Genomic DNA, 25,676 nt, shown 5'->3' on the forward strand with positions numbered 1-25,676 from the left:
AGGCCCCGCTTCTACCCGCCCAGCAGTTTGCGCAGGATATTCGTGATGGGTCCCTCGCGGTTGTCTTGTCGGCGTTGGTTGCCTTGCCAGCCCTGATCGCCCTGCCGTCCCTGATTATTCTGCGGCTGTCCTTGCACCTGCTGCTGTGGCTGCGGTGCTGGCTGCACTGTCCGCACTTGCGGCTGCGTCATAGGCAGGGGCGTGGCGGGCAGCCCCTCATGCACGCGCACCATCACCTCATGCCATATCTCGGTCGGCAGGCCGCCACCGGTCACGCCGGTTAGCGGTGTGTTGTCGTCATAGCCCATCCAGACGCCCGCGACATAATCAGCGGTAAAGCCAAGGAACCACGCATCGCGCGCGGCCTGCGTAGTGCCGGTTTTGCCCGCTGCCTCGCGGCCGGGCAGCTTCGCGCGCGATCCGGTGCCGCTTTCGATAACGCGGCTCATCATCCAGGTCAGCTCCCTCGCCGCATCCTCGCGGATCACCCGTTCGCCGATACCGCCGCCTGCGCCCATCACAGCCTCATTCTGTCCCAGCAGCTTAAGCTCAACCAGACCGTAGGGCTTTACCGAAGAGCCGCCGTTCAAAATGCCCGCAAATGCGCCTGTCATCTCAAGCAGCGTGCTTTCGGACGCGCCCAGCGCCAGCGCGGGGCCTGCGGCCAGATCACTCTTGATGCCGAAATCGCTGGCGACCTTGCGCACAAGGTCAAGTCCGACGCTTTCGGCCACCTTGACGGCAGGAATATTATACGACTTCTCCAGCGCCTTGGCCAAGGTCACGCGGCCATGAAAACGGTTGTCGTAATTGCTGGGGCACCACTGGCCCGATCCCGCGATGTTCAGGCAGTAAGGCTCATCAACGACGGTGTCCTGACTGGAATATCCCAACTCCAGCGCCGTCGCATAGACGAACGGTTTAAAGCTGCTGCCGGTCTGCCGATTGGCCTGCGTCGCGCGGTTGAACGCGCCCGATACCTTGGTCTGGCGGCCTCCGACCATGGCACGTACGGCGCCATCCGCGCTCATCACCACAACGGCAGCCTGCGCCTTGGAGCCTTCGCGCACTTTTTCGTCGAAAATAGCGGCAAGGCCGGCCTCTGCGGCGCGCTGAATACGCTGGTCCAGCGTGGTGCGGATGATCACGTCTTCGGTCGTGTCGCGGGTGAAAAACTCTGGCCCAGACGACATCACCCAATCGGCGAAATAGCCGCCTGCCTGCCTCTCGGCGGCCTCCGACAACTCAGCCGGGTTGGCCAGCGCCAGTGCGGCCTCGGTCTGGGTCAGGTAGCCCTGATCCCGCATCAAGCCGATCACGACCGATGCGCGATTCTGGCTGCGCTCAATATTGCTGGTTGGGGCCAGCGTGGAGGGCGCGGTCAAAAGCCCCGCCAGCATCGCGCCCTCGGACGGGTTCAACTGCGCCGCCGACTTGCCGAAATAGCGCTGCGCAGCAGCCTCGGCGCCGTAGGCACCGCCGCCCAGATATGCGCGGTTCAGATAAACCGAGAGGATCTCTTCCTTGGAGTATTTCGCCTCCATCGCCAGCGCATAGATCGCCTCTTTGCCCTTGCGGGCCAGCGATCCACGGCGGCAATCGGCCACAAAATCGGCCTCGCTGTCCCATTCGGCCTCGACATATTCAGTTCCGAGGCACAGCAGCTTGGCCGTCTGTTGGGTCAGGGTCGATCCGCCATGGCCCGACAGAGGCCCGCGCCCCTCGCTAAGGTTAATGCGCACGGCGCTGGCGATGCCGATGGGGTCGATCCCGGGATGCATGTAAAAGCGCCTGTCCTCGGTCGCGATCACAGCATTGCGCAGGTGTTTCGACACCGTGCCCGCGTTCACCGCGCCGCCGAACTGGTCACCGCGCCAGGCAAACACATCGCTATCGCGATCCAGCAACGTAACGGAGCCGCGCGCGCGGCCATCCAGCAACGCCGAGACATCGGGTAGCGTGGCGTAGACATATCCAGTGGCGAGGCCGACCAGCAGCAGCACGACAGCCGTCAGCCGCCAGCCCACGCCCCAGATGATGCGCCAGACCCAGCGAAAAAGGCCGAATACACCGCGCGTCAGGATATTGCCGCCGCGCGGCTTGGCTGGCGCACGTTTGCGGGTCTTGCGGGGCTTTGCCTCCGGCTTGGCTTTCGTCTTGGTTTTGCGCCGGTCCGCCACCAAAGGTGGCTTGCGCCGTCCTGAATCGCTCATGCTTGCCCTGCCCGCATTACTGGGGCTTCGACCCCTTTGAGTTGTGGCCAAGCTAGCCCAGATTGATCCAGATGTAGAGAGGCCGCGCGCATCGGGCGCGGTTTTTTACCTATCAATTGCGACGCGCGCGTGGCTGGTCGAATCAAACCGCGCTATGCTAAGTCTTGTGGCATGACACAGCGCGCCCCCCATATCGGCCAAGTTAGCCCCATAATTCGCCAGTTGGACGAGGCGGCGATCAATCGTATTGCCGCCGGCGAAGTGGTCGAGCGGCCCGCATCTGCGGTGAAGGAACTGGTGGAAAACGCCATAGATGCCGGGGCGCGGCGTATTTCGGTCGACATAGCGGATGGTGGGAAAACGCTGATACGCGTCACCGATGATGGCTGCGGCATGGCGCCCGGCGATCTGCCGCTGGCGCTGGCACGGCACGCCACGTCCAAGATTGACGGCACCGATTTGCTGAACATCCACAGCTTCGGCTTTCGCGGCGAGGCGCTAGCCTCCTTGGGCGCGGTCGGGCGGCTGACGGTCACGTCGCGTGCTGCCGGGCTTGATGGGGCCGAGATTGCGGTGACGGGCGGCAAGGTTGGCACGGCCCGGCCTGCCGCGCTGAACGGAGGCACGGTCATCACGCTGCGCGATCTATTCCATGCGACGCCCGCGCGGCTGAAATTCATGCGCACCGACCGGGCCGAAGCGCAGGCGATAGGCGACGTCATCAAAAGGCTCGCGATGGCCGAACCGTCTATCAGCTTTACCTTGCGAGACGTGTCGGGCGGCGGCGAGGGGCGGCAGACCTTTCGCGCCGATGCGGAAACGGGCGATCTGTTTCATGCGCTCCATGCCCGGTTGGCGCGCGTCATCGGGCGCGATTTTGCGGATAACTCCATGCGGATCGACGCAGAACGCGACGGCTTTCGCATGACCGGCTGTGCGGGCCTTCCGACCTATTCGCGCGGAGCGGCAGTCGCCCAATTCCTATTCGTTAATGGCCGCCCGGTGCGCGACAGGATGCTGCTCGGCGCCCTGCGAGCGGGCTATATGGACGTGCTCAGCCGCGACCGACACCCTGTCGCCGCTCTCTTTATCGATTGCGAGGGCGCGCTGGTCGACGTCAATGTGCATCCGGCCAAATCCGAAGTGCGCTTTCGCGATCCCGGCACGGTTCGCGGGCTGATCGTATCGGGCCTGCGCCACGCATTGGCCGAGGCAGGACACCGCGCATCCTCGACCGTCGCGGCAGGCACGCTGGGCGCGTTCACACCCGAGCAGACCGGCGCGCGGGTGTACCAAATGGACCGCCCATCACATCAGGCCCGCGCCGCCAGCTATGCCGCGCAGGCCCCCGGCTTCGCGGACATGGCAGGCGATTACAGCGCCCGCAGCGAACCAGAGCCAGTTGACGTGCCGATGAACATGCCGCTGGGCGCCGCGCGCGCGCAGGTGCACGAGAATTATATCATCGCGCAGACCGAAGATGGCATCGTCATCGTCGATCAGCACGCAGCGCATGAGAGGCTGGTTTACGAGCGGCTGAAACGCGAGCAATCGGGTCACGGCATCGCCGCGCAGGCCCTGCTGATCCCCGAAATCGTGGACCTAAGCGAGGCTGATTGCGCCACATTGATAGACGCCGCGCCCGACCTCGCCGCGCTGGGCCTAAGCATCGAGGCGTTTGGCGGAGGCGCCATCGCCGTGCGCGAAACGCCAGCCGTTTTGGGAAATGTCGACGCGCGCGCTCTGATCTTGGACGTGCTGGACGAGTTGACCGATCATGGCGGTAGCGACACGCTGCGCGCGCGTATCGACGCGATCCTCAGCCGGATGTCGTGCCATGGCTCCATCCGGTCGGGCCGCCGGATGCAAGCCGATGAGATGAACGCGCTACTGCGCGAGATGGAGGCGACGCCGCTATCGGGCCAATGCAACCACGGCCGCCCTACGTATGTCGCGCTGAAGCTCAGCGATATAGAGCGATTATTTGGGCGCAGCTAGGCGGCATTTACGGGTTGCGACATGGCGCCTTTTGCGTCCATTTAGGAACAAATATCGAACACGAGGTAGAGGCGCATGGAGCAGTATCTGGATCTGACACAGGCCCAGTGGCAGGGCGTCGCGGCGGGGGCTGCAGCCGTCGCCCTAATCCTTGCGCTGATGGCAATCATTACTGCGCGGCGCGCGCGACGGGCGCAATCGGACGCTGGCGCGCTGCGCGAACGCCTCGCCGGGCTCGCGCCACAGGCCGAGCGTGCCACCGCGATGGAGGCGCGCGCAGAGGCGCTGCGCGCAGAATTGCTCGACGAGCAGGTAAAAACCGCATCCTTGGCGCAGCGCCTTGAAAGCCTGCAAGAGACGCATGAGCTACGGCTGGCCGACATGGCCGATATGAAAAAGCAGCTTGAGGACCGCTTCCACGCGCTCGCCTCGGGCGCGCTGTCGGCCAATTCCGAGAAATTTCTGTCGCTGGTGTCCGAACGGTTCAAGACCCACAAGCAATCCGCCGACGAGGATCTGAACAGGCGTCACACCGCGATCCAAGATCTGGTAAAACCGCTGGACGACAAGCTAGGCAAATTCGACCTGCGCATGGGCGAGATCGAGAAGGCCCGAAATGAGGCCTACGGCACGATCAAGCAGCAGGTGCTGTCGCTGACCGAGGGACAAGCCAGCCTTGGCCAGGAAACCCGCCGCCTCGTGCAAGCCCTTCGCGCACCCAAGACGCGCGGGCGCTGGGGCGAGATGCAGTTGCGGCAGGTGTTTGAGATGGCAGGCATGACCGAGCGTGTCGATTTTCATCTGGAAAAGAGCTTTGACACTGACGATGGCAAGCGCCGCCCTGACGCCATTGTGCATATCCCCGGCGGCAAAAGCATCGTCATCGACGCTAAAACCCCGCTATCGGCCTATCTGGACGCGCTAGAGGCCGACACACCCGAATTGCAGGGCCAATTTATCAAGCAGCACGCGATACAGGTGCGCAAGCATGTCAACGATTTGTCGTCCAAGGCCTATTACGACACGCTGGGATCAACGCCTGATTTCGTGGTGATGTTCATCCCCGGCGAAACGTTCGTCTCGGCCGCCGCCGAGGCCGATCCGGGGCTGATCGAATACGCGTTCGAGCGTAAGGTGCTGATCGCGACGCCGACCACCCTGATGGCGCTGGTCAAGGCGATCGCCTACGGATGGCAACAGGACAAAATGACCGAAAACGCCGAAGAAGTGCAGAAAACGGCAAAGGAAATCTACGACCGCCTACGCGTCTTTGCCGAACATCTGGGCAAGGTGGGCAAATCGCTGGGCCAGTCGGTCGACCACTATAACAAGGCGCTGGGATCGTTGGAGGGGCGCGTGCTGCCATCAGCTCGCAAGTTCGAAGAATTGGGCGTGGTCGCCGCGACGTCCGACAAGGTCGAAAAGCCCAGCAATATCGAGCATGAGCCGCGCCGCCTGACCGCGCATGAATTTACCGAGGCGGACGAGAGCGAGCACGGCTGACGTTTGGGTTGGCGCTCAGCCAGTCTCCAGACAATGTCTGCGGAACGCGCGTTTGAGCATATCCAACTCTTCGCGCAGCAGTGTGACTTCGGTCCGGATATCATAGCCCAGAGCGTCGCCCGACATGAGCGCGAAACTGTCCAGTACGACATCCGTCCGCTTGTCACGGATCAAAAAGGTCTGCACGCCGTCGGTGATGACGCTGGACGGAATCGGCACGCGCAAGGCCCATGTGCCGCCATCTTTGCCCTCGATCAGCTCAATACCGGGCAGGGCTACCTCTAGATGCGTGACCTCGATATCGGGCTGGATGTTGCCCTCGCCCACATGGACCAGTTGTCCTTCCCAGATGCCCTCGAACAGGCGGGTCTTGGTCAGTGTGAGGTTGGTCATGTCCATGCCTTTCCGGATGTCAAAACGCGGCCCATTAAAATTCTGCGCGCGGGCGGCGGCTAAAGGTCAGATCGCGCAGCACCACTTGGCTCATCTCGGGATTTTCAAAGATCAAGTCGACCCATGCCCGCTCGATCCTCTTTTCGTTCAGATTGGAATAGGCGAGGTCAAACTCCACGACGATTTCGTCCTCGTGCAGCGGCAGCTCGCGCACGATCTGCTCGGTGTTGGGGCCGTGTTTGATATTCAGGCGTGCAAAAATTTCGAGTGGTTTTTCCAGCTCAACAATGGTGGACATTCGGACGAGGTGCCGTTTTTTCAAACCGTCGACCGCGCCATGTGGCAGGTCCAGCACCACCGACAGGAAAGAGCCATCAAAGGCAAAGACGTCCATACGCAGCCCATAAGGGGCCAAATCCGCCTCGCGCATGTTGCGAATCTGGCGCAATGTCAGCTCGGACCGTGCGCAATCGTGAAACAATGTCAGCTCTTCGCCCAGCTTGGACTTACTGGGGGCGGACGAAATACCGGGGCTGGCCAGCGGCAGATTCCACAGTGCAGGGCGCCAAGCCCAGTCTGTGCCGTGTGGCTTGGGAAATGCGTTTGATCCGATCATCGGAAGCGCCAGACGGTTGTCGGCGATCGCAGTCATTTCGTTCAATGAGTATAGCAGCTTGCGGGCCATTCCGCGTTGCTGCCGCAGCTCTGCCAGCGGCATATCGGGCGCGCGCCGGGCGGCATGGGTCCAGCGACGAACCCCGCGCCGATGCACGATCCAGTCGATAAACGCGCTACGCATTTGCATCTGTCATCGCCCCTGAATGCATCCGTTCGTCCCTAACCTGCCCCGCCAATGGCTACCATAGGATTAAGCTGGATTGTGAAACAATCCTTCCTACTCGGATTTCAGAGCATGTGGCGGTGTTGCGGTACTGGCGGGCTTCGCGGTGACGGCACGCCGGGGGCTGGACTTTAGCATCGCGCGGGACGTCGAAATGAGTATATCGCGGCCTTCCCGCACCCCGCTGCCGGTGCCGCCATAGGCGGCCAGGCCGACCATATGACCGTTGATCAGCATAGCGCCCCGCCAGTGGCGCGGATCGCCGCCCGGTAGCAGGGTGTCGCCGCCGCGCTCTAGCTGGATTAGCGAAATGTCGCCCGCGTCAATTTTTTGGGCGACACCCGCATTAGCCCATGGCGCGGCGAGGCGGCTGGCGGTCGGCGGGGCGGCGCTGGCGTCGCGGGCCAGCACCGACACAGTGATGACGGCAGGCGGCACGGTATCGCCCGCGGCGCGCCCCAAATGGCTGCAACTGGCCAGCAGCGCGAAGGCCGCATCGCGCCGCTGCTGCACGCTGCCGGGATCGACGCAATAGCCTGCCGGGCCAGTCACGACCACGTCCCCGCCAAAGAACGCGATGCCGCGCGGTGCCTCGGCGGGCTTGCCGCCCTTGGACAACTGGCCCACCGCACCCCCGCCGCCGCCAACGCAGGCAGCAAAGGGCAGGATCAACGCGCCGCAGATCGCGGCACGCAGCATGGATCGGACAGACCGCAAGGGTCTAGATATCCATGTAGACGTGACGCTCGGCCTCGGCGCCCGGATGGGTGACGGCACCCTTGTAGGTCGCGCCAACCAGCTGGGCGAATTTCCAGATCGCGCCAGACGCGTACATCGTCTCGCGCGGGCCGGGCCATGCCTTTTTCCGCTCGGCCAGCTCCTCGTCCGTAAGGTCAACGGTTATCGTGCCGTTGATCGCGTCGATTGAGATCATGTCGCCATTCTTGAGCAGCGCGATAGGCCCGCCATACGCCGCCTCTGGGCCGACATGGCCGACGCAGAAACCGCGCGTCGCGCCCGAAAAACGGCCGTCGGTGATCAGCGCCACCTTCTTGCCCATGCCCTGCCCCGACAGGGCCGCGGTGGTCGACAGCATCTCGCGCATACCGGGGCCGCCTGCGGGGCCCTCATTACGGATGACGATTACCTCGCCCTCCTCATAGCCGCGGTTTTGCACCGCTTCAAAGGCGTCCTCTTCGCATTCAAACACGCGAGCGGGGCCGGTGAATGTCTGGTGCTGGCTGGGGATGCCCGCAACCTTCACAATAGCACCTTCAGGCGCCAGATTGCCCTTGAGGCCGACAACACCGCCGGTTTTCGTGATCGGCGCATCAATCGAGTAGATCACCTTGCCATCTGCCTCGCGACTGATCAGGTCCAGCTCTTCGCCGATGCTGCGCCCGCTGGCTGTGATGCAATCCTCATGGATGAGGCCCGCCTTGCGCAGTTCTTTCATCACGACGGGGATGCCGCCCACGTCATAGAGATCCTTGGCCACATATTGCCCGCCCGGCTTTAGATCGACGAAGTAGGGCGTGTCGCGGAAAATGTCGCACACATCCTCTAGGAAGAAATCGATGCCCGCCTCATGCGCAATCGCGGGCAGGTGCAGACCCGCATTGGTCGACCCGCCGGTGCAGGCAACGACGCGCGCCGCGTTTTGGAGAGATTTGAGCGTGACAACATCGCGAGCGCGGATGTTCTGTTCGACCAGATTCATTACCGCGCGGCCCGACGCCTCGCCATACTGATCGCGGCTCTCGTAGGGGGCCGGCATACCGGAGCTGTTCATCAGCGCAAGGCCGATGGCCTCGGACACGCAAGCCATCGTGTTGGCGGTAAACTGGCCACCGCATGCGCCCGCACTGGGGCAGGCGACACGCTCTAGCATGTCCAGCGCCGCGTCTGACATCGTGCCGTTCTGATGGCGGCCAACGGCCTCGAACATGTCCTGCACGGTCAGGTCGCGGCTACGAAAATCCTCGGGGATCTCTTGGACCTGGGGCGCGCGGCCCGGCAGGATCGAGCCACCGTAGATAAAGACCGATGGTGTGTTCAGCCGCACCATTGCCATCATCATGCCTGGCAGCGACTTGTCGCAGCCCGCTAGGCCAACGATGGCGTCATAGGCGTGGCCGCGCATGGTCAACTCGACCGTGTCGGCAATCGCCTCGCGGCTGGCGAGGCTGCTGCGCATCCCCTCGTGGCCCATCGCGATGCCGTCTGTAACGGTGATGGTGGTAAATTCGCGCGGCGTACCGCTAGCGGCCTTTACCCCCATTTTGACCGCTTGGGCCTGACGCGACAGCGCGATGTTGCACGGCGCGGCCTCGTTCCAGCAGGTTGCGACACCGACGAGGGGCTGGTGAATCTCCTCCTCGCTCAGGCCCATGGCGTACATGTACGAGCGGTGCGGCGCCCTGGACGGGCCTTCGGTGACATAACGGCTGGGCAGTTTGGATTTGTCGAACTTGGTCATGATGGCCTCGCGGTAACCTGGGCTGAAAGTTTGCTGCCTCTGGAATAGGCGAGCGACCAGCGCGGTGCAAGTCTGGGGCGTGCGTGTCCGCGCGCGATTGCGCCTCCGTGCGCGCGGGGGTAGCGTCGCGCCATGCGATATCCGGCCTATAAACCCCTTGTCGATCCTGCCCGCGCGACGGCGTCCCTGTGGCGGCTGCTGCTGGGTGCTGTGCTGACAACTGCGCTGTTTCTGGCCCTGTCGGTGGGGTATGGCTGGCTTTGCAACACACTGCTTCCGCCTGAAACGTGGGGGGCCGATGGCCAAGGCATCGCAAATGCCACGACAGCGGGCGGCGCGCTTGTCAATCTCTTTGCGTTCGGGCTGCTGACCCTCGCGTTGGCCGTAATCCTGCCGCTGGTTCACAAACGCAGACTTGGCACCCTGATCGGCGCCATCAGCCCTGCAACGCGCCAAGGGCTGCGCGTGATCCTCTACATGAGCGGCATTTATGTCGCCGCGTCGCTGCTACACCTGCTGGACCCCGTACCGCTGGAACGGAGCCTCGCCTTAACCGACTGGCTGCCCCTGCTGCCCCTGACACTGCTGGGCCTCGCCATTCAGACCGGGACCGAGGAGGTCGTCTTTCGCGGCTATATCCAGAGCCAGCTAGCTGCGCGCTTCCGTCACCCAGCGATTTGGATGGGCCTGCCTGCCGTGCTGTTCGGGATGTTGCATTATCAGCCGGGCGTGATGGGCGATGCGACGTGGCTGATCGTGATCTGGGCGATCCTCTTTGGCCTAGCCGCCGCTGACCTGACTGCGCGCTGTGGCACGCTGGGGCCGGCTATTGCGCTGCATCTGGTCAATAATTTCAGCGCCATCGCGCTGGTGGCGCCGACGGGGTATTTCGATGGGCTGGCGCTGGCAACCTACCCCTTCGGCCCTGGCGACACTGCCCTCATGCTGAAATGGATGCCGATGGATCTGATGATCCTGCTCTGCTCATACCTCGCCGCGCGGCTGGCCTTGCGCGTCTGATTGCATTTCGGCGGCGCGCAGCTTATTTCAGGGCGAACGCGTCAGACAGGCAGGCCCCATGAACTGGATCACGAACTACATGCGTCCGCGCATCAACTCGATCTTCTCGCGCCGCGAGATGCCCGAGAACCTGTGGAGCAAGTGCGACGAGTGCGGCACCATGCTGTTTCACCGCGAACTGAGCCAGAATCTGAACGTCTGCACGTCTTGCGGGCATCACATGCACATCGCGCCGCGCGCACGGTTTCAGGCGTTGTTTGACGGTGGCGTGTTTGCCGAGATCTCAGTGCCCGCACCCAAGGTCGATCCACTACATTTCCGCGACCAGAAACGCTATCCCGACCGCCTGAAGGCCGCTCAGAAAGCCACTGGCGAAAAAGAGGCGATGCTTGTTGCCACAGGCGAGATTGGGCGCACGCCCATCGTGGCCGCAGCGCAGGATTTCAGCTTCATGGCCGGGTCTATGGGCATGTATGTGGGCAACGCAATCATCGCCGCCGCCCAGACGGCGGTAAAGCTGAAGCGACCGCTGGTCCTGTTTTCCGCCGCTGGCGGCGCGCGGATGCAGGAGGGTATCCTGTCGCTGATGCAGATGCCGCGCACGACCGTTGCGATCCAAATGCTAAAAGAAGCAGGCCTGCCCTATATCGTGGTGTTGACGCATCCAACAACGGGCGGCGTTACCGCCTCATACGCGATGCTGGGCGACATTCAGATCGCCGAGCCGAACGCGCTAATCTGCTTTGCCGGGCCGCGTGTGATCGAACAGACGATCCGCGAAAAATTGCCCGAAGGCTTCCAACGCGCCGAGTACCTGCTGGATCACGGGATGCTGGACCGCGTCACGCCCCGCCCTAGGATGCGGGACGAGTTGATCGGCATCACCCGGCTGCTGTTGGGCCTGCCGCCCGCCGTCGCGGGCGATCTGCCGCCACCACGGCTTGATGAAAACGAGCCTTCGGTACCCGATATCCCGGCCAAGAAACCTGCGCCCGCCGCAGATCCCGAGGCTGCGGGCCAAAAATGACCGGGCCGGGCAGCCGTGCGCCGGGATCGGACGTCATCCTCGAGCGGATGATGGCGCTGCACCCCAAGATCATCGACCTGACGCTGGATCGTGTCTGGCGCCTGCTGGACGCACTGGGAAATCCGCAGAACGCCCTGCCGCCCGTGATTCATATCGCCGGGACGAATGGCAAGGGCAGCACACAGGCGATGATCCGCGCGGGGCTAGAGGCGGAGGGCGCAGCCGTCCACGCCTATACGTCACCCCATCTGGCGCGTTTTCACGAGCGGATCAGACTGGCAGGGACTCTGATATCTGAGGATGCTCTGAGCGCTGTGCTGGATGAGTGCTATGTCGCCAACGGTGCCGGGAACATTACCTATTTTGAGATCACGACCTGTGCTGCCTTGCTCGCCATGTCGCGCACACCAGCGGATTATACCTTGCTGGAGGTCGGCCTTGGCGGGCGGCTGGACGCGACCAACGTGGTGGCGGAGCCGGCCCTGACGATCATCACCCCCGTCAGCATCGACCACGAGCAATATCTGGGCAACACACTTGCCAAGATCGCGGGCGAGAAAGCTGGCATCATTAAGCGCGGCGTGCCCTGCGTCGTCGGCCCGCAACCCGATGAGGCTATGGACGTGATTGAGGCTATCGCAGCCCGGCACAATGCGCCTCTTTTGGCTCAAGGGCAGCATTGGCATGTCGCAGCCGAGCATGGGCGCATGATCTATCAGGACGAGCGCGGCCTGCTTGATCTGCCTTTGCCGAACCTGCCCGGCGCGCATCAGATCGACAACGCGGGCGCGGCGCTGGCGGCGCTGCGTTATCTAGAAAAAGGCGAGATTGCCGCCGAGGCCGCCGTAACACGCGCCCAGTGGCCCGCCCGGATGCAGCGCTTGGACAGCGGCGCGCTAGCCGAGATGGCACCGGGAGCCGAGTTGTGGCTGGACGGCGGTCATAATGCGTCAGCAGGCGAGGCGCTGGGCCGGCATCTGGCCAGCCTGCCCGCGCGGCCCACGCATCTGATCTGCGGGATGCTTAACACCAAGGATATCGCCGGATACTTGCGGCCCTTGGCAGCGCAGGCAGCCAGCCTGACCGCCGTATCCATACCCGGTGAGGCGAACACGTTGCCCGCCGAGGACACCGCCGCTGCCGCCGAGGCGGCGGGACTGGCCGCGCATGTCGCGCCCAATGTGCGCGCCGCGTTGTCGGGCATCATCCAGCGCGCGCCCAATGCCCGCGTATTGATTTGCGGCTCTCTCTACCTTGCGGGACATGTGCTGCGGGAAAACGGCTAGCGCCAAGTTTTTTTTGGCGCAGTCAACCTCCCGAAACGATTCGGTTTTTGCCTCGCGCACCTGCGATCCGGCCATGGCTCACGCTCTTTTTGCGCTTCTGCATGTTGACCGATTCGCAGCTTTCCGCCTATATCTAGCCCCAGCATCAAGATATGCGAATTTTTTGCCAATTTAGCCGTATCGGCACCGGGGAACCACACTGCATGAAAACGGGCGCCGCATACATCACTGGATTGAGCAGCGCTAACCGTTTGCCGGAAGGTAGCCGATGATTGGCGGCGCGCAGTTGCCCTTGGGCCTTCTAGCGCTCACCGGTCTTATGACCGCAGCTATGGCCAGACCCGCGTTCCAAACCTCATTGAATATGATCAACCGCGACGCACCAAAAACGGCGCCCGCCTCGTTGGCAGGACAACGCCTGATTGGGGCATCGCACCAGACATAACGAACGACAGGCAGACGACGAGACAATCGAAGCAGAATGATCGAGGGGCCGGATCAACGGCCCCCTTTCATTTCGAGGGGCTAATTACGGGCCACCAGAACGAAAAAACCCGGCGCCTTGCGATGCGCCGGGTTTTGCATTTTTTGGCTGGGGCCCAGCCTAGTGCAGTTTCGCCTCGACCGTAGAGATACCATCGTCGATCAGCTTGTTCGCCTCGGCGGCGCTCATCTGCTTGGCGATCACGTCGCGCGCGGCGGCAATGGCAATCGCCACGGCACGGTCGCGCACTTCGCGCACTGCGCCAGCCTCGGCAGAGGCGATGCGGTCTTCGGCGGCCTGAAGCCTGCGAGCAATGGACTTCTTTAGATCCTCGCGCGCTTGCTTGGACGCGGCTGTCGCCTCCGACTTGGCCTGCGTAACGATGCGGTCGGCCTGTTCCTGCACATCCTTTTGCTGACGCTCGAACGTGGCAAGCAGCGCTTGCGCCTCTTCGCGCAGGGCGCGGGCCTCGTCCAGTTCAGACTTGATGCCGTCGGCGCGCTTGTCCAGCAGCTCGCCGATTTTACCCGGCACCTTGAGGTAGATGAGGAAGGCAACGAACAAGATGAACGAGATCATCACAACGAAGTTCGTATTCGACAGCGAGACGAACGGGCCGCCGGCGGCCAGTGCGGGGCTGGCGGCAATGAGGGCGATCATGGTTGCAATACTGCGCATGGAGTTACCCTTTCATCTGCGAGGTGACGGCGGCGTTGACGGTTTTGGCATCGGCCTTGCCACCCATCGCTGCAACGATTTCGCGAGCCGTATCCTTGGCCACGTCCTTGACTGACTCCAGCGCATTGGCGCGGATCTCGTTTATGGCCTTCTCGCCTTCGGCGGTCTTGGCAGCGATTTCTGCGTCGGCCTTGACCATCGCTTTGTCCAGGTCGGCCTTAATGTCTGCCTTCGTCTGGGCGACGATCTCGTTGGCGGCGGTGCGGGCGTCGGCCAGCGCCTTCTCATAGGCCTTTTCGGCCTCGCTCGCCTTGACCTTGAGGTCTTCGGCGGCGGCGATGTCATTGGTGATGGTGCCCTGACGCTCGGCCAGGACGGCTGCGATGCGCGGCAGCGCGATGCGCGACAGCACGAAAAAGATCACGACCAGCGTGACCAGCAGCCAGAATATCTGATTGCCCATCCAGTCGGGGCAAAGCTGTGGCAGGCCTATGGCACCGCCAGCTGAGTCGACGCAGACGCCGGCCTCTTCGAGGGCGATGGGGCTGACGTGCCCACCCGTCGCGGCGGCAGTTTCGGTTGCCATGGGTATCGTCCTTTCTCAGGAACTTGCGAGCCAGAGAGGGTGAAGGGTAGCGCGCCCTTCACCCGTCCCGTAAGGATCAGTCTACCGTAGTTCTTAGACGGCGAACATCAGCAGAAGCGCGACGAGGAACGAGAAGATCCCCAGCGCTTCGGCGAACGCGATGCCGATGAACATTGTAGCTGTCTGGCCAGCAGCGGCCGAGGGGTTGCGCAGGGCGCCGGACAGAAAATTGCCGACAACATTACCCACACCGACGGCTGCGCCGCCCATGCCGACTGATGCCAGACCTGCGCCGATATATGCGCCCATTGTTGCGATATCGCCTTCCATGAGATGTCTCCTTACTGTGGATTTGCGTTATTTCGTTCGTTCAAATGGCAGGTCACCCCGCCGATATTTCCGCCTGCGGATCAGTGCGCCGGGTGCAGCGCATCCTTGAGATAAACACAGGTGAGAATGGTAAAGACGTAGGCCTGAATGAAGGCTACGAGAATTTCCAGCGCATAGATCGCCGAGATCGCGAGGATCGACAGGGGCGTGACCACAAGGCCAATGCCCGTCGAGATGATGATCATTGGCGCGAAGGCCGCGAACACTTTCATCACCGCGTGGCCGGCCATCATGTTACCAGCCAGACGAATGGAGTGGCTGACGGGGCGCACAAAGTACGAGATCACTTCAATCAGGGCCAGAATGGGCCGCAGCGGCAAAGGAGCCGCGCTTATCCAGAAGAGGCTGAGGAAACCTGCGCCATGCTTGACGAAGCCGATGACGGTGACCGAGACAAAAACCAGCAAGGCCAGCAGGGCCGTGACACCGATATGGCTGGTTGTTGTAAACGCGCCGGGCAGAAGGCCGACAAAATTGGCCATGACCACAAACATAAAGATCGTCATGATATAAGGGAAATACGGCAGCGCGTCGCGGCCCGCCACATCCTCGACCATTTTCCGGATAAAGCCGTAGCACAGCTCGGCCAGCGACTGCATCCGCGTGGGGATAGTTGAGCGCCCCGAGGAGCCGAGGACCAGCAGCGCGACAGTCGCGATAACGGTAATCGCCATCCAAAGCGTGACGTTGGTGACGGTAAAGATGCCAACCGCGCCATCGCCAAAGAGCGGCTTGATGATGAACTGGTCCATCGGGTGGAAAACCAGCCCGGTGGTCTGCTCTGCGGCACCATTTGCTTCAGTCGCCATCTTTTGCCCTCTCGTCCCGGCGGCTCGCGCCTGCCTGATCTGCGGCCTCTTCGGCCATCTGCTTTTGCTGGATCTCTTGCGCGCTGCGGATCATTACCTTGATCCCGGCGGCCAAGCCCAACAATGTAAAGAGCACCAGAAATATGGGCAGCGTGCCCAACAGGCGATCCAGCCCGTATCCAATGCCAAAGCCGATCAACAGACCGGCGACTAATTCGATCACCATGCGCCATGCCAAATTGGCCTGCGAATAGTGTTCTTCCGAATGTGCCTTGACGCCCTTGGGTGTCTTGAGTGCATCGATCTTCGCCTCGAGATCGCGAAGTCTGGCGCGATGGTCGGGTTCGGTCACGGTGCATGCCTTTGGCAACGACGGTTCCCGGCATTGCTATGCGGCAGGGGGCATTGAGTCAAGCGGCGGCGCGCAGCACGTGCTGCCATCATAACGCACTATAAACATTTATTATTTTCGCCGCGCGCATGCAAGGGTGCGCGCAGGTGCCGGGCCATATGCCTCGTTTTCTACGGCCCAGCGTTATTCAACCAATCGGTTGAGTAACCAACGCACGTCAGCGAACGACAAAGACCGAGCATTTGGCATGTTGAGCAATGTAGCCGCCATGAGAGCTGAATATGTGCTCCATCACGCCCGGCTGGTGTGACGCCATAATCACCAGATCGGCGCCGATATCCTCAATCGCCTGCATCAGCTTGCGGGTGGTATCGACCGACGGATCGTTAGCCGTGATCGGATACGCCTCGACATCGGCGCCATACTCATCCCGGAGACCGGCTGCGAAAACGTCAAGCAGGTCGCCGAATTCCTTGGGGTTGTGCCCCAGACTGCCCGGTAAATCACCGCCAACACTGACGACATGTACCTTGGCACCGTGCAATTTCGCTAACTCGCCCGCGACGGCAAGCGCCTTTTGCTGCTTGTCCTTGTGGACCAGATCGACGGGGATCATGATATGATTGAAGATGTGCTTTCCTTTCGTGACTAGAGCGATTGGAATGATTGTAACGGCTGCCTCTGCCACTGCCATTGATCTGGCGCAACGTTTGGAGGGTGAATGACCTCAACGCTCGACCTTACCTTTGCGGCACTTGCCGATCCCACGCGCCGCGCGATCCTGTCGATGCTGCTGGAGGATGATATGGCAGTCACCGATGTGGCAGAGCCGTTCGATATTAGCCTTGCAGCAATATCCAAGCATCTGGGGATACTTGGCCGTGCGGGGCTAATCAGTCAGGACAGGCATGGAAGGGTGACATGGTGCAAGCTGGAGCCCAGCGGCCTGCGCGCGGCATCCATCTGGATGCAAGGCTTTGGTCAGTTCGAACCCATTGATCTGGACGCGTTCGAGATGTTTTTAGCCGCCGAATTTAGCGGGACGCGTTGATCGGGGGACGCGCCTTGCGCATCACCCCGACAATGGCGCGTTACAGAACGAAACTGACGATGGCCAGAACGATGACGACCAGGCCGACGAGATAAATGATGTTACGCATAGAATAATGTCCCTTTGGATGATTTGTATTGGCATCCAACGCCCCGGCGGCGCGAATGGTTCCCGGCTGCACAGTTTAACCCTCGTTTTTCAGTAGCAGGCCCAGCGCCACAATGGTCAGCGCGACACCAATCAGGACCAGCGCAGGGGGCAGCGGATGACCCAGCGCAATCTGCCAGCATATGACCCAACTTGGGGTCAGATAGGTATATGCCATCACCTTGGCACTGGGCAGGCGCAGTGACGCATATTGAAGCATGACGATGGACAGCGCCGTGGCGAATATAGTGACGTAGGCCAACGTAATCCAGACGATTACCGGCATCGCGCCCCAGTCCATCCGTAGCAAATCAGGCGCGCCGAGCACGGTCAGTATAATAGCCGCTGCTGTAATCGCGCCAAAGGAGAACACGACAGGCGATTGCCCCCGGTTCAGCATCCGAACGAGCGGTGTGTAAACCGCATGGGCCACGCAACCCCAGAAATAGATCGCCTCGCCCCGGCCGATCTGGAATTCCAGTAGCGCCGCTATATCAGCACGAAATATCACCCACAGCGCGCCCGCCGCGCCGACGGCCAGCGCCAGAGCCATGCGGCGCGTCGCGATCTGGCGCAGCAGGATGTAACCCGCGATGCCTGACAGGATCGGCGACAGGGTAAAAACCGCGGCCATTGATACAGGCGGCGCCGTTTTCAGGCCCTCGAACATCAGAACAAAATAGAGGCTCATCAACACGCCGAGGATGCCATAGCGCCACGGCGCGGCAAAATCCGTGCGCGTGATGCCTGTTGTCGCCAAGGCCCAGATGCCCATCATCACGGCGGCCATGACAAAGCGCATGGCGTTCAGCGCTGCCGGTGCGATGTGCGGCGCGGCAAGCGATCCAAGCGCGAACGAGCCAGCGATCAGGCCGGAGAACGCCAACATTGCCAGATGCCCGCGCATCGCCTCGCTCATGATGCTTTCGGCGACGCACGCCCCCAACCCTCCGCGCGCTCCTTTAGAAATGCCAGCAGTGCCTGCACTTTGGCTGTGCGATGCAGATCAACATGGCTGACCAGCCAAAGTGCGGCCGCCCAATCCGGTTGCGGTGGCGCGATCTGGATAAGCCCATCCATCTGGCCCGCCTGCGCGCATGGAACAAAGCCGATGCCAGCCCCTGCGGCGATGGCCGCCCATTGCGCATGGACGTCGTCACTGCGAAACACGACCGCCTCCTCAGGCACGGCGCCGGCCAGCCAGCGGGCATGAGGCGCGCGAGACTGCGCGTCGCCCGGCCCGACAAAGCGATGACCGTCCAGCGCCTCCACCCCGTCTGGCTGGCCATGGCGCAGGACATAGGCGGCACTGGCATACAGCGCGACAGGCTGGTGGAAAAACGGCTGGACCACATTGTCGGGCTGATCCGGCGCGGCGCCGGCACGGACTGCGACATGCGCCTCGCCATACTCTAGCCGAAACAGGCGTTCGCCGGTTAGGTGGCGCACCGTCAAATCAGGGTGTGCCTGCTGAAACTCGGCCAGCGCGGGCACGAGGAAATGATTGAACGCGCCCAGCGACGTCACCACCAGATCGCCGCTGACGTCGCCGCCATGCCCCTTGATCCGCCCGGCCAATTGGGCAAACTGTTCGTCTGCCCCCTTCGCCACGCGCAGCAGATCATCGCCCGCCTCGGTGGGGGTGTATCCGCGTGCGTGGCGCTGGAACAGGCGCACGCCCAACCGCGCCTCCAGCGCGTCGATATGACGGATGACGGTGGCGTGGTGCACGCCCAGCGCCTCGGCCGCGCCGCTGACTGTGCCTGCGCGCGCGACGTGATAGGCTGTTCTAATCTCGTCCCAATTATCCATGAATGGCCTTTGGCTGGAATGCCCCGCACTGTGATCTGATGGCGCACCCGCGCGCAAGGGCCAGCCTGCCTTGACTCGCGCGGCCCGCGCGCATACACAGCGCCCAATTCCCGGAAGCATGATGCCTTCCGGTCCCATGGCCCATGGCCGGGATCGCCCTCCGTCAGCGCGTATGCGCCCACGGGGGCGCTGCTGGTTTGGGCCGCAGTTCTGTAGCGCGGCGCGAGGAGAGACAGCAATGTTTGAAAATCTATCCGAACGCCTCTCTGGTGTCTTTGACCGCCTGACAAAGCAAGGCGCGCTCAGCGAAGATGACGTCAAGACGGCCCTGCGCGAAGTGCGCGTCGCCCTGCTGGAGGCGGACGTGTCGCTGCCCGTCGCGCGCGATTTCGTCAAAAAGGTGCAAGAACAGGCTACCGGCAAGTCGGTGCTGAAATCCATTACGCCCGGCCAGCAAGTCGTCAAGATCGTGCATGACGCGCTGATCGACACTTTGCGCGGTGATGGCGATCCCGGCGCGCTTAAGATCGACAATGCCCCTGCGCCGATCCTGATGGTCGGCCTTCAAGGCTCGGGCAAGACAACGACCACCGCCAAGCTGGCCAAGCGCCTGACCGAGCGTGAGGGCAAGCGCGTGCTGATGGCGTCGCTGGACGTCAACCGCCCCGCGGCGATGGAGCAGCTCGCGATCCTCGGCAAGCAGATCGGCGTCGATACCCTGCCCATCGTTAAGGGCGAGGACCCCGTTCAGATCGCAAAGCGCGCGAAAACGCAGGCGTCCTTGGGCGGCTACGACGTCTATATGCTCGACACCGCGGGCCGCCTGCATATCGACGCCGAGCTAATCGCGCAGGCCGCAGCTGTGCGCGACGCCACGAACCCGCGCGAGACGCTGCTGGTCGTTGACGGCCTCACCGGCCAGGACGCGGTAAACGTCGCTACCGAATTTGACGACAAGATCGGCGTGACCGGCGTGGTCCTGACCCGCATGGATGGCGACGGTCGCGGCGGTGCGGCCCTGTCGATGCGCGCCGTCACTGGCAAGCCCATCCGCTTTGTCGGTCTCGGCGAAAAGATGGACGCCATCGAGACGTTCGATCCGGAGCGCGTTGCAGGCCGCATCCTTGGCATGGGCGACATCGTCAGCCTCGTCGAAAAGGCCCAAGCGACCATCGAGGCCGAACAGGCCGAGCGGATGATGAAGCGCTTCCAAAAGGGTCAGTTCAATATGAATGACCTGCGGATGCAGCTGGAACAGATGCAAAAGATGGGCGGCATGGAGTCGGTCATGGGCATGATGCCCGGCATGGGCAAGATGGCGAAACAGGTACAAGAGGCCGGATTTGACGACAAGGTGATCGCACGCCAGATCGCCTTGGTCCAATCGATGACCAAGAAAGAGCGCGCCAATCCACAGATCCTGCAGGCCAGCCGTAAAAAGCGTATTGCCAAGGGTGCGGGCCTAGAGGTCAGCCAGCTGAACCAGCTGCTGAAAATGCACCGCCAGATGGCCGACATGATGAAGAAAATGGGCAAAGGCGGCATGCTGAAGCAAGCCATGAAGGGCATGTTTGGCAAAGGCGGCCCGACGCCTGAGGAAATGGCCGGCGGCATGGACCCCAAGGCGCTGGAGCAAGCCGCCAAGAAGATGGTCGGCAAGCTGCCCGGCGGACTTGGTGGCATGGGCGGGGGCGGCCTTCCCCAAGGTTTATCCGGCTTTGGACGAAAAAAATGACTTTAACTCAGCTCAGATACTCTCGTGGGAGGCGCGCAACCTCTCAAATCACACTCACATTTAATGCGGAGGATACCCGCCATGATGTCTAACATTCCCCGCATCGAAACAGAGCGCCTGATCCTGCGCGCACCGGAACAGGGCGATATAGAGCCAACGATCGAATTCCTGATGGATCCCGTCCGCTCGGCAGGGTTTGGTCACGAGCCTGACCGAAGCAGCGCGTGGCGCTGGTTTGCGATGAACATGGGCCACTGGGCGCTGCGCGGTTATGGCTATTTCATCATCGAGGACAAGGCGTCTGGCCTGCCCTGCGGCCTGGTCGGCATCTGGGCGCCCGAAGGCTGGCCCGAGCCCGAGCTGGGTTATGTCGTCTTTGAGGGCTTCGAAGGGCGCGGCATCGCCTATGAGGCCGCTATTGCCGCCCGCGCATGGGGCTATACCAATTTAGGCCTCGCCTCAGTCGGCTCGCATATCGTGCCGGGCAACACCCGCTCAATCGCGCTGGCCGAGCGGATGGGCGCGACCTACGAGCGGACATATACAAACCCGCATATGGGCGAGGACATGATCTATCGCCACCCATCGCCTGCTGAACTGGGACTCGTTCCCGCAGAAGCGAAGGCAGCATCGTGATCAACACTGCCGAACGCGCCGCACAATTGCTCAAGGATCACCGCGCCAGCATCGACAGGCTGGACGCGATCCTTGTCTATACGCTGGGCGAGCGGTTCAAGCACACGCAATCCGTCGGCCTGCTCAAGGCCGAGCACAACCTTCCCCCGTCCGATCCCGCGCGCGAAGCCGCGCAGATCGCGCGTCTGGAGGATTTGGCAACACAGGCCGATCTGGACCCTGAATTCGCCAAGAAGTTTCTGAACTTCGTCATCGCTGAAGTCATTCAGCACCATAAACAGCACCAATCGTAAACAATTCTTTAGGAGATACTCACCATGGCCATGAAAATTCGTCTCGCCCGCGGCGGCAGCAAAAAGCGCCCCCACTATGCCATCGTCGCCGCCGACAGCCGCATGCCGCGCGACGGCCGCTTTATCGAAAAGCTGGGCACATATAACCCGCTGCTCGCCAAAGACAGCGAAGAGCGCGTCAAGATGAACATGGAGCGCATCCAGTACTGGCTGGACCAAGGCGCACAACCGACCGACCGTATTGCCCGCATGCTTGAGGCCGCAGGCGCCCGCCCCAAGACCGAGCGCGTCAACCTGAAAAAAGGCGTTCCCGGCAAGAAAGCACAGGACCGCGCAGAAGAGCGTACAGCCAAGGCAGCCGCCCTTGAGGAGGCCAAGAACGCCCCCGTCGAAGAAGCGCCCGCCGAGGAAGCACCTGCCGAAGAAGCAGCGACAGAGTAAGCTGCTAATCGCGGATTGGGGGCGCACCCGGAATGTCTCAGTTCACACAAGACTTCCAGTTGCAGCTGGCCGATCTGATGCGTTGGCGGCGCGACGTGCGACGCTTTTGCATAGACGAAGTGGACGAGGCAGTGCTGACGCGCTGCCTCGACGCGTTTCATATGGCACCGTCTGTGGGCCTGAGTGAGCCGTGGCGCGTGATACGGGTGCAGAGCGCAGCCGCGCGCGATGCCGCACTGGCCAATTTTGAGGTGGCAAACGCCAATGCACTGGCAGGTTACGACGGCGAGCGTGCGCAGATCTACGGCACGCTCAAGCTGTCGGGCATGCGCGACGCGCCAGTGCAACTGGCGGTCTATTGCGACGAGGATACCTGCAAGGGCGCGGGCCTAGGCGCCGCCACCATGCCGGAGATGCGGCGCTATTCGGTTGTCGGTGCCGTCACGCATTTCTGGCTGGCCGCACGGGCCGAAGGGCTAGGCGTCGGCTGGGTATCAATCATTGACCCGGTGCAACTGGGCCGCGATCTGGACGTGCCAGAGGGCTGGACGCTGGTCGCCTATCTTTGCGCCGGATGGCCCGAGGCAGACAGCCTGACCCCGGAGCTTGAGACAGCCGGCTGGGAAGAGCGTACGGCGCCGCGCGCACCATTGCGGCGCTAGCGTGCTGCGCAAACTGATTTTCTGGGCTGTCCTCTTCCTTGCCGGATGGGGATATGCCAAAAACCAACACGCGCAGGATTGCGCAGAGGCGGGCGGGCAAGTGATGCGCGGTCTGTGCCGGGGAGAGACGCGATGAGCGAAACGGATGAGACGGGCCAGAATGGCGATATGATCTGCATCGGCGCGATCGCCGGCTCCTTTGGGGTGCAGGGCGACGTGCGCCTCAAGAGTTTTGCGGCCAATCCCGAAGATATCGCCGCATACGGCCCGTTGGCGACAGAGGACGGGTCACAGACCCATTCCGTTACGTTGCTCGGGCAAGTCAAGGGTGGCTACACCGCGCGCCTGTCGGGCATCACCACCAAAGAAGCAGCAGACGCCCTGCGCGGCACCCGCCTGTTTGTGGCGCGGGCCAAGTTGCCGGGGCTGCCGGATGATGAGTATTACCATGCCGATCTGGTGGGCTTGGAGGTGTATGACACCGGCGGCGCACGACTGGGGCAGGTGAAGGCTGTGTTGAACCACGGCGCGGCCGATCTGCTGGAAATCGCCATGACAGGCACGCCCGAAACCGTGTTGCTGCCGTTTACCCAAGCGTCGGTGCCGACCGTCGATCTGGCTGCGGGCCGCATTATCGCCGATCCGCCAGAGGGGCTGATGCCAGAGGAGTAAAATCAGGGGCGAATACCGCTGGGTGACCTAAGGGAACCCTGAGGCCAATCGCGGTGTTTAACTGGTATGACCCCTCGTCTGTGGTGAATGTCAAAGATCACCAAGTGAAAGGTATCTCCCGTGCTCAAATGGATCCTCATACTTTTGGCCGTTGCGGCTATTGCCGCGCTTCTGGGCTTTAATAACTTGTCGGGCCTTGCCCTGTCGGGTGCCAAGCTACTGATTGTCGTGGCGCTGGTGCTATTCCTCCTGGTGATTTTTGGCGTCATCGCGCTAGCCTAGACCGCGTCACCCCTATGGATGTGGTGCCCAAAGATTGCCTCATGCTGACCGGAATTCGGGCGTCACCCGAGCGTATGGTGAGGAAGGCTAAATGTGGCTCACCCCAGCAAATCGGGCACGGTCCACGGCACATCCGGGGGCCCGATGGCAAACAACGATAACACCAATCCGGCGACACAAGGGGATCAGGCGATTACCGGCGCGACCGGTGCGGATACGCTGACGGGCGGGCTAGGCAACGACACAATCATTGGCCGGGCTGGTGACGATTATCTGCGCGGCGACGGCGCGGTGCCGGGCGCGTGGCACTTTGAGACGTTCGACTACGACTTCTCAAGCTCAGCCGGTCAGGCCTTTGACATTACATTGAGGGCGGCACGCGCACCGGGTCGGGATATGTCACCGACTTTGACGAAGGTGGGCTTACAAACACCATTCGCGGCACCACTGGTGATCCTTCGGACTTCGGCGTCATATACACTGGCGCGCTGAACGTGGTTGCGGGCGGCACTTACCGGTTAACCACAACGTCAAACGACGGGTCGACCATCCAAATTTTCGATAGCAGCGGTAATCCGGTCTCGTTTGCCAATCAAACCGGCGGGACGCTGGATTATCTGAACAACGATTTTCATCAGGCCTCGACGACCCGCTTTGGCGATGTCGTCCTTCGATGCGTTGGGCGACGCATCGCGGCGCGAGTTAATTGCGCTGTTCCCCGCATTGCGCACGCACGGCCCCGGCAGCTATAGCTCCGATGCCCCGCGCAGCCTGAAGGCGCATGAGGCCGTGCTGTGCCGTATGGCCGCCTGACGCCGCGCCCGCTTGCCAATGCCATGCGGCGCGGGCTATGGCCCTCAGCATGCCCGGCCCGCCCACATCCCCCGATCCATCGCCTGCGCGCTCGCATGGCCGTAAACTCGCGTCCGCCAGCGCGCAGCCGCCCGACTTGATGGATGGCCCCCAGAGGCTAGCCCGTGCATGGCGCGTGCAGGTCATTACGCTGCTGCCGCAGGCGTTTCCCGGCATACTGGGGGAGAGCCTGACAGGCCGCGCCCTGCAGGACGGCCTGTGGGAGCTTGAGACGCACGACCTGCGCGAATTTGGCATCGGCAAACACCGCAATGTCGACGACACGCCTGCAGGCGGCGGCGCCGGTATGGTCCTGCGTGCCGACGTGATGGGCGCCGCTATCGAGGCGGCGCAGGCCACCGCCGCACTTGGTAGCCCGCTGATTTACCTCAGCCCGCGCGGCCCGCGCTTTGATCAGGCGATGGCGCAGAAACTCGCGCAGGCCCCCGGCATGACGCTGATCTGCGGCCGGTTTGAAGGTCTGGACGAACGTGTGATCCAGCATTACGGCGCCGTCGAGGTATCGCTGGGCGATTTCGTAATGACCGGCGGCGAGATTGCCGCGCAGGCGATGATCGACGCCGCGTTGCGCCTGCGGCCAGGCGTGTTGGGCAATACCCAGAGCGCCGTTGAGGAAAGCCATTCCAGCGGCCTGCTGGAGCATCCACAATACACCCGCCCCGCCGAATGGCAGGGGCTGAGCATCCCCGATGTGCTGACATCCGGCAATCACGGCGAGATCGCAAAGTGGCGGCAGACCCAAGCAGAAGCAATCACACAGCAGCGGCGGCCAGACATGTGGGAAAAACGCGAGAAGTGAAGCGCCACATTTGCGCGGCCTGCGTCGTGCCGCATGACAAGCCTTCGCTTGCATTGCCCCCTCATCTGTCCTAAATCCCACGCACCCTGCCCGGCAACGTCCGAGTCGGGGGCCGAAAGGCGTGCGACTTAACCGGGTTATCTTTGCATCCGGCATCCATACGCGCCCAAGGCACCACATAGATAATGACGATCCGATCTGGGGCGGACTGCTG

30 protein-coding genes are annotated in these 25,676 nt (G+C 62.4%); 16 read left to right on the top strand and 14 right to left on the bottom strand.

From position 1 onward, the window contains the following. Nucleotides 1-11 precede the first annotated feature (11 nt). Nucleotides 12-2,213, bottom strand: coding sequence for a transglycosylase domain-containing protein (locus MK6180000_RS15340; RefSeq protein ID WP_138935519.1), 2,202 nt, complete (start codon nt 2,211-2,213; stop codon nt 12-14). A 171-nt stretch (nt 2,214-2,384) separates the two neighbouring features. Here MK6180000_RS15340 and mutL point away from each other — a divergent pair, with 171 nt between their 5' ends. Together mutL and MK6180000_RS15350 are read left to right on the top strand one after the other, a co-directional pair. Beyond that, a complete protein-coding gene (mutL, locus tag MK6180000_RS15345; RefSeq protein WP_138935520.1) occupies nt 2,385-4,211 on the top strand; it encodes a DNA mismatch repair endonuclease MutL in 1,827 nt (608 codons plus the stop codon). Nucleotides 4,212-4,286: 75 nt separating this feature from the next. After that, nucleotides 4,287-5,714, top strand: coding sequence for a DNA recombination protein RmuC (locus tag MK6180000_RS15350; protein ID WP_246040543.1), 1,428 nt, complete (start codon nt 4,287-4,289; stop codon nt 5,712-5,714). A gap of 15 nt (nt 5,715-5,729) precedes the next feature. Here MK6180000_RS15350 and MK6180000_RS15355 read toward each other — a convergent pair whose 3' ends face one another. The 4 genes from MK6180000_RS15355 to ilvD form a co-directional block, all read right to left on the bottom strand. Further along, a complete protein-coding gene (locus MK6180000_RS15355) occupies nt 5,730-6,107 on the bottom strand; it encodes a hypothetical protein (RefSeq protein ID WP_138935521.1) in 378 nt (125 codons plus the stop codon). Nucleotides 6,108-6,141: 34 nt separating this feature from the next. Beyond that, nucleotides 6,142-6,912, bottom strand: coding sequence for a DUF6478 family protein (locus tag MK6180000_RS15360; protein WP_171054650.1), 771 nt, complete (start codon nt 6,910-6,912; stop codon nt 6,142-6,144). A gap of 90 nt (nt 6,913-7,002) precedes the next feature. Continuing rightward, nucleotides 7,003-7,665, bottom strand: a complete 663-nt coding sequence (locus MK6180000_RS15365; RefSeq protein ID WP_138935522.1) for a hypothetical protein — start codon at nt 7,663-7,665, stop codon at nt 7,003-7,005. Nucleotides 7,666-7,669: 4 nt separating this feature from the next. Next, nucleotides 7,670-9,427: a dihydroxy-acid dehydratase gene (ilvD, locus tag MK6180000_RS15370; RefSeq protein ID WP_138935523.1), complete on the bottom strand. Its 1,758-nt coding sequence runs from the start codon at nt 9,425-9,427 to the stop codon at nt 7,670-7,672. A 132-nt stretch (nt 9,428-9,559) separates the two neighbouring features. On the opposite strand from ilvD, the gene MK6180000_RS15375 reads away from it, so the two are divergent. Genes MK6180000_RS15375 through MK6180000_RS15385 form a run of 3 tightly spaced genes read left to right on the top strand, consistent with a single transcriptional unit; the run spans nt 9,560 to nt 12,760 of the window. After that, nucleotides 9,560-10,447 carry a CPBP family intramembrane glutamic endopeptidase gene (locus tag MK6180000_RS15375; protein WP_138935524.1) on the top strand — a complete coding sequence of 296 codons (888 nt, stop codon included), beginning with the start codon at nt 9,560-9,562 and terminating at the stop codon, nt 10,445-10,447. Nucleotides 10,448-10,505: 58 nt separating this feature from the next. Continuing rightward, complete coding sequence (accD, locus tag MK6180000_RS15380; RefSeq protein ID WP_138935525.1) at nt 10,506-11,474, top strand: acetyl-CoA carboxylase, carboxyltransferase subunit beta; 969 nt, start codon at nt 10,506-10,508, stop codon at nt 11,472-11,474. Beyond that, nucleotides 11,471-12,760 (top strand): bifunctional folylpolyglutamate synthase/dihydrofolate synthase, encoded by a 1,290-nt coding sequence (locus tag MK6180000_RS15385; RefSeq protein WP_246040544.1) that lies wholly within the window; start codon nt 11,471-11,473, stop codon nt 12,758-12,760. Before accD ends, MK6180000_RS15385 begins: the two co-directional genes overlap by 4 nt. Before the next feature lie 604 nt (nt 12,761-13,364). On the opposite strand, the gene MK6180000_RS15390 is transcribed toward MK6180000_RS15385, so the two are convergent. The 6 genes from MK6180000_RS15390 to MK6180000_RS15415 all read right to left on the bottom strand — a co-directional run bounded on the left by MK6180000_RS15390 (nt 13,365) and on the right by MK6180000_RS15415 (nt 16,675). Continuing rightward, nucleotides 13,365-13,922 carry a F0F1 ATP synthase subunit B gene (locus tag MK6180000_RS15390; protein ID WP_138935526.1) on the bottom strand — a complete coding sequence of 186 codons (558 nt, stop codon included), beginning with the start codon at nt 13,920-13,922 and terminating at the stop codon, nt 13,365-13,367. Nucleotides 13,923-13,926: 4 nt separating this feature from the next. Beyond that, a complete protein-coding gene (locus MK6180000_RS15395) occupies nt 13,927-14,508 on the bottom strand; it encodes a F0F1 ATP synthase subunit B' (protein WP_138935527.1) in 582 nt (193 codons plus the stop codon). A gap of 93 nt (nt 14,509-14,601) precedes the next feature. After that, nucleotides 14,602-14,838, bottom strand: a complete 237-nt coding sequence (locus MK6180000_RS15400) for a F0F1 ATP synthase subunit C (protein WP_076530926.1) — start codon at nt 14,836-14,838, stop codon at nt 14,602-14,604. An 80-nt stretch (nt 14,839-14,918) separates the two neighbouring features. After that, on the bottom strand, nt 14,919-15,707 hold the full coding sequence (locus MK6180000_RS15405) for a F0F1 ATP synthase subunit A (protein ID WP_138935528.1): 789 nt from the start codon (nt 15,705-15,707) through the stop codon (nt 14,919-14,921). After that, nucleotides 15,697-16,059, bottom strand: a complete 363-nt coding sequence (locus tag MK6180000_RS15410; RefSeq protein ID WP_138935529.1) for an AtpZ/AtpI family protein — start codon at nt 16,057-16,059, stop codon at nt 15,697-15,699. Before MK6180000_RS15410 ends, MK6180000_RS15405 begins: the two co-directional genes overlap by 11 nt. 217 nt (nt 16,060-16,276) lie before the next feature. Next, nucleotides 16,277-16,675 (bottom strand): universal stress protein, encoded by a 399-nt coding sequence (locus MK6180000_RS15415; protein WP_246040545.1) that lies wholly within the window; start codon nt 16,673-16,675, stop codon nt 16,277-16,279. Nucleotides 16,676-16,780: 105 nt separating this feature from the next. On the opposite strand from MK6180000_RS15415, the gene MK6180000_RS15420 reads away from it, so the two are divergent. Beyond that, a complete protein-coding gene (locus MK6180000_RS15420; protein WP_138935530.1) occupies nt 16,781-17,110 on the top strand; it encodes an ArsR/SmtB family transcription factor in 330 nt (109 codons plus the stop codon). Between the two features lie 40 nt (nt 17,111-17,150). On the opposite strand, the gene MK6180000_RS20400 is transcribed toward MK6180000_RS15420, so the two are convergent. Genes MK6180000_RS20400 through MK6180000_RS15430 form a run of 3 tightly spaced genes read right to left on the bottom strand, consistent with a single transcriptional unit; the run spans nt 17,151 to nt 19,069 of the window. Beyond that, nucleotides 17,151-17,291 (bottom strand): hypothetical protein, encoded by a 141-nt coding sequence (locus MK6180000_RS20400; RefSeq protein ID WP_171054480.1) that lies wholly within the window; start codon nt 17,289-17,291, stop codon nt 17,151-17,153. A gap of 3 nt (nt 17,292-17,294) precedes the next feature. Further along, nucleotides 17,295-18,176, bottom strand: coding sequence for a DMT family transporter (locus tag MK6180000_RS15425; RefSeq protein ID WP_138935531.1), 882 nt, complete (start codon nt 18,174-18,176; stop codon nt 17,295-17,297). Next, a complete protein-coding gene (locus MK6180000_RS15430) occupies nt 18,173-19,069 on the bottom strand; it encodes a LysR family transcriptional regulator (RefSeq protein ID WP_138935532.1) in 897 nt (298 codons plus the stop codon). The genes MK6180000_RS15425 and MK6180000_RS15430 overlap by 4 nt, the downstream gene beginning before the upstream one ends. 238 nt (nt 19,070-19,307) lie before the next feature. Between MK6180000_RS15430 and ffh the strand changes: the two genes are divergently transcribed. The 10 genes from ffh (at nt 19,308) to trmD (ending at nt 25,462) form a co-directional block, all read left to right on the top strand. After that, nucleotides 19,308-20,804: a signal recognition particle protein gene (gene ffh, locus MK6180000_RS15435; RefSeq protein WP_138935533.1), complete on the top strand. Its 1,497-nt coding sequence runs from the start codon at nt 19,308-19,310 to the stop codon at nt 20,802-20,804. Between the two features lie 81 nt (nt 20,805-20,885). Beyond that, the gene (locus MK6180000_RS15440) at nt 20,886-21,440 is read left to right on the top strand and encodes a GNAT family N-acetyltransferase (RefSeq protein ID WP_171054652.1); all 555 of its coding nucleotides are present in this window, start codon (nt 20,886-20,888) and stop codon (nt 21,438-21,440) included. Then, nucleotides 21,437-21,733: a chorismate mutase gene (locus MK6180000_RS15445; protein ID WP_138935535.1), complete on the top strand. Its 297-nt coding sequence runs from the start codon at nt 21,437-21,439 to the stop codon at nt 21,731-21,733. The genes MK6180000_RS15440 and MK6180000_RS15445 overlap by 4 nt, the downstream gene beginning before the upstream one ends. A 24-nt stretch (nt 21,734-21,757) precedes the next feature. Beyond that, nucleotides 21,758-22,174, top strand: a complete 417-nt coding sequence (gene rpsP / locus MK6180000_RS15450) for a 30S ribosomal protein S16 (protein WP_138935536.1) — start codon at nt 21,758-21,760, stop codon at nt 22,172-22,174. A gap of 32 nt (nt 22,175-22,206) precedes the next feature. After that, nucleotides 22,207-22,836, top strand: coding sequence for a 5,6-dimethylbenzimidazole synthase (gene bluB, locus MK6180000_RS15455; protein ID WP_138935537.1), 630 nt, complete (start codon nt 22,207-22,209; stop codon nt 22,834-22,836). 132 nt (nt 22,837-22,968) lie between these two features. Then, entirely contained in the window at nt 22,969-23,508 is a 540-nt protein-coding gene (gene rimM / locus MK6180000_RS15460) for a ribosome maturation factor RimM (protein WP_138935538.1), read from the top strand. A 120-nt stretch (nt 23,509-23,628) separates the two neighbouring features. Continuing rightward, nucleotides 23,629-23,790 (top strand): DUF1328 family protein, encoded by a 162-nt coding sequence (locus MK6180000_RS15465; RefSeq protein ID WP_138935539.1) that lies wholly within the window; start codon nt 23,629-23,631, stop codon nt 23,788-23,790. A gap of 93 nt (nt 23,791-23,883) precedes the next feature. Next, the gene (locus tag MK6180000_RS15470; protein WP_138935540.1) at nt 23,884-24,282 is read left to right on the top strand and encodes a hypothetical protein; all 399 of its coding nucleotides are present in this window, start codon (nt 23,884-23,886) and stop codon (nt 24,280-24,282) included. A 168-nt stretch (nt 24,283-24,450) separates the two neighbouring features. Next, on the top strand, nt 24,451-24,603 hold the full coding sequence (locus tag MK6180000_RS20405; protein ID WP_171054654.1) for a hypothetical protein: 153 nt from the start codon (nt 24,451-24,453) through the stop codon (nt 24,601-24,603). 37 nt (nt 24,604-24,640) lie between these two features. Beyond that, complete coding sequence (trmD, locus tag MK6180000_RS15475; RefSeq protein WP_246040546.1) at nt 24,641-25,462, top strand: tRNA (guanosine(37)-N1)-methyltransferase TrmD; 822 nt, start codon at nt 24,641-24,643, stop codon at nt 25,460-25,462. Nucleotides 25,463-25,676 lie beyond the last annotated feature (214 nt).

It is taken from the genome of Roseovarius arcticus (assembly GCF_006125015.1).
Classification (GTDB): domain Bacteria; phylum Pseudomonadota; class Alphaproteobacteria; order Rhodobacterales; family Rhodobacteraceae; genus Roseovarius; species Roseovarius arcticus.

What these genes read in the sequence shown, in the direction of transcription:
- MK6180000_RS15340 (WP_138935519.1), bottom strand. Translation starts at nt 2,213, where the DNA reads ATGAGCGATTCAGGACGGCGCAAGCCACCTTTGGTGGCGGACCGGCGC.
- mutL (WP_138935520.1), top strand. Translation starts at nt 2,385, where the DNA reads ATGACACAGCGCGCCCCCCATATCGGCCAAGTTAGCCCCATAATTCGC.
- MK6180000_RS15350 (WP_246040543.1), top strand. Translation starts at nt 4,287, where the DNA reads ATGGAGCAGTATCTGGATCTGACACAGGCCCAGTGGCAGGGCGTCGCG.
- MK6180000_RS15355 (WP_138935521.1), bottom strand. Translation starts at nt 6,107, where the DNA reads ATGACCAACCTCACACTGACCAAGACCCGCCTGTTCGAGGGCATCTGG.
- MK6180000_RS15360 (WP_171054650.1), bottom strand. Translation starts at nt 6,912, where the DNA reads ATGCAAATGCGTAGCGCGTTTATCGACTGGATCGTGCATCGGCGCGGG.
- ilvD (WP_138935523.1), bottom strand. Translation starts at nt 9,427, where the DNA reads ATGACCAAGTTCGACAAATCCAAACTGCCCAGCCGTTATGTCACCGAA.
- MK6180000_RS15375 (WP_138935524.1), top strand. Translation starts at nt 9,560, where the DNA reads ATGCGATATCCGGCCTATAAACCCCTTGTCGATCCTGCCCGCGCGACG.
- accD (WP_138935525.1), top strand. Translation starts at nt 10,506, where the DNA reads ATGAACTGGATCACGAACTACATGCGTCCGCGCATCAACTCGATCTTC.
- MK6180000_RS15385 (WP_246040544.1), top strand. Translation starts at nt 11,471, where the DNA reads ATGACCGGGCCGGGCAGCCGTGCGCCGGGATCGGACGTCATCCTCGAG.
- MK6180000_RS15390 (WP_138935526.1), bottom strand. Translation starts at nt 13,922, where the DNA reads ATGCGCAGTATTGCAACCATGATCGCCCTCATTGCCGCCAGCCCCGCA.
- MK6180000_RS15395 (WP_138935527.1), bottom strand. Translation starts at nt 14,508, where the DNA reads ATGGCAACCGAAACTGCCGCCGCGACGGGTGGGCACGTCAGCCCCATC.
- MK6180000_RS15400 (WP_076530926.1), bottom strand. Translation starts at nt 14,838, where the DNA reads ATGGAAGGCGATATCGCAACAATGGGCGCATATATCGGCGCAGGTCTG.
- MK6180000_RS15405 (WP_138935528.1), bottom strand. Translation starts at nt 15,707, where the DNA reads ATGGCGACTGAAGCAAATGGTGCCGCAGAGCAGACCACCGGGCTGGTT.
- MK6180000_RS15415 (WP_246040545.1), bottom strand. Translation starts at nt 16,675, where the DNA reads ATGATCCCCGTCGATCTGGTCCACAAGGACAAGCAGCAAAAGGCGCTT.
- MK6180000_RS15420 (WP_138935530.1), top strand. Translation starts at nt 16,781, where the DNA reads ATGACCTCAACGCTCGACCTTACCTTTGCGGCACTTGCCGATCCCACG.
- MK6180000_RS15425 (WP_138935531.1), bottom strand. Translation starts at nt 18,176, where the DNA reads ATGAGCGAGGCGATGCGCGGGCATCTGGCAATGTTGGCGTTCTCCGGC.
- MK6180000_RS15430 (WP_138935532.1), bottom strand. Translation starts at nt 19,069, where the DNA reads ATGGATAATTGGGACGAGATTAGAACAGCCTATCACGTCGCGCGCGCA.
- ffh (WP_138935533.1), top strand. Translation starts at nt 19,308, where the DNA reads ATGTTTGAAAATCTATCCGAACGCCTCTCTGGTGTCTTTGACCGCCTG.
- MK6180000_RS15440 (WP_171054652.1), top strand. Translation starts at nt 20,886, where the DNA reads ATGATGTCTAACATTCCCCGCATCGAAACAGAGCGCCTGATCCTGCGC.
- rpsP (WP_138935536.1), top strand. Translation starts at nt 21,758, where the DNA reads ATGGCCATGAAAATTCGTCTCGCCCGCGGCGGCAGCAAAAAGCGCCCC.
- bluB (WP_138935537.1), top strand. Translation starts at nt 22,207, where the DNA reads ATGTCTCAGTTCACACAAGACTTCCAGTTGCAGCTGGCCGATCTGATG.
- rimM (WP_138935538.1), top strand. Translation starts at nt 22,969, where the DNA reads ATGAGCGAAACGGATGAGACGGGCCAGAATGGCGATATGATCTGCATC.
- MK6180000_RS20405 (WP_171054654.1), top strand. Translation starts at nt 24,451, where the DNA reads ATGTCGTCCTTCGATGCGTTGGGCGACGCATCGCGGCGCGAGTTAATT.
- trmD (WP_246040546.1), top strand. Translation starts at nt 24,641, where the DNA reads ATGGCCCTCAGCATGCCCGGCCCGCCCACATCCCCCGATCCATCGCCT.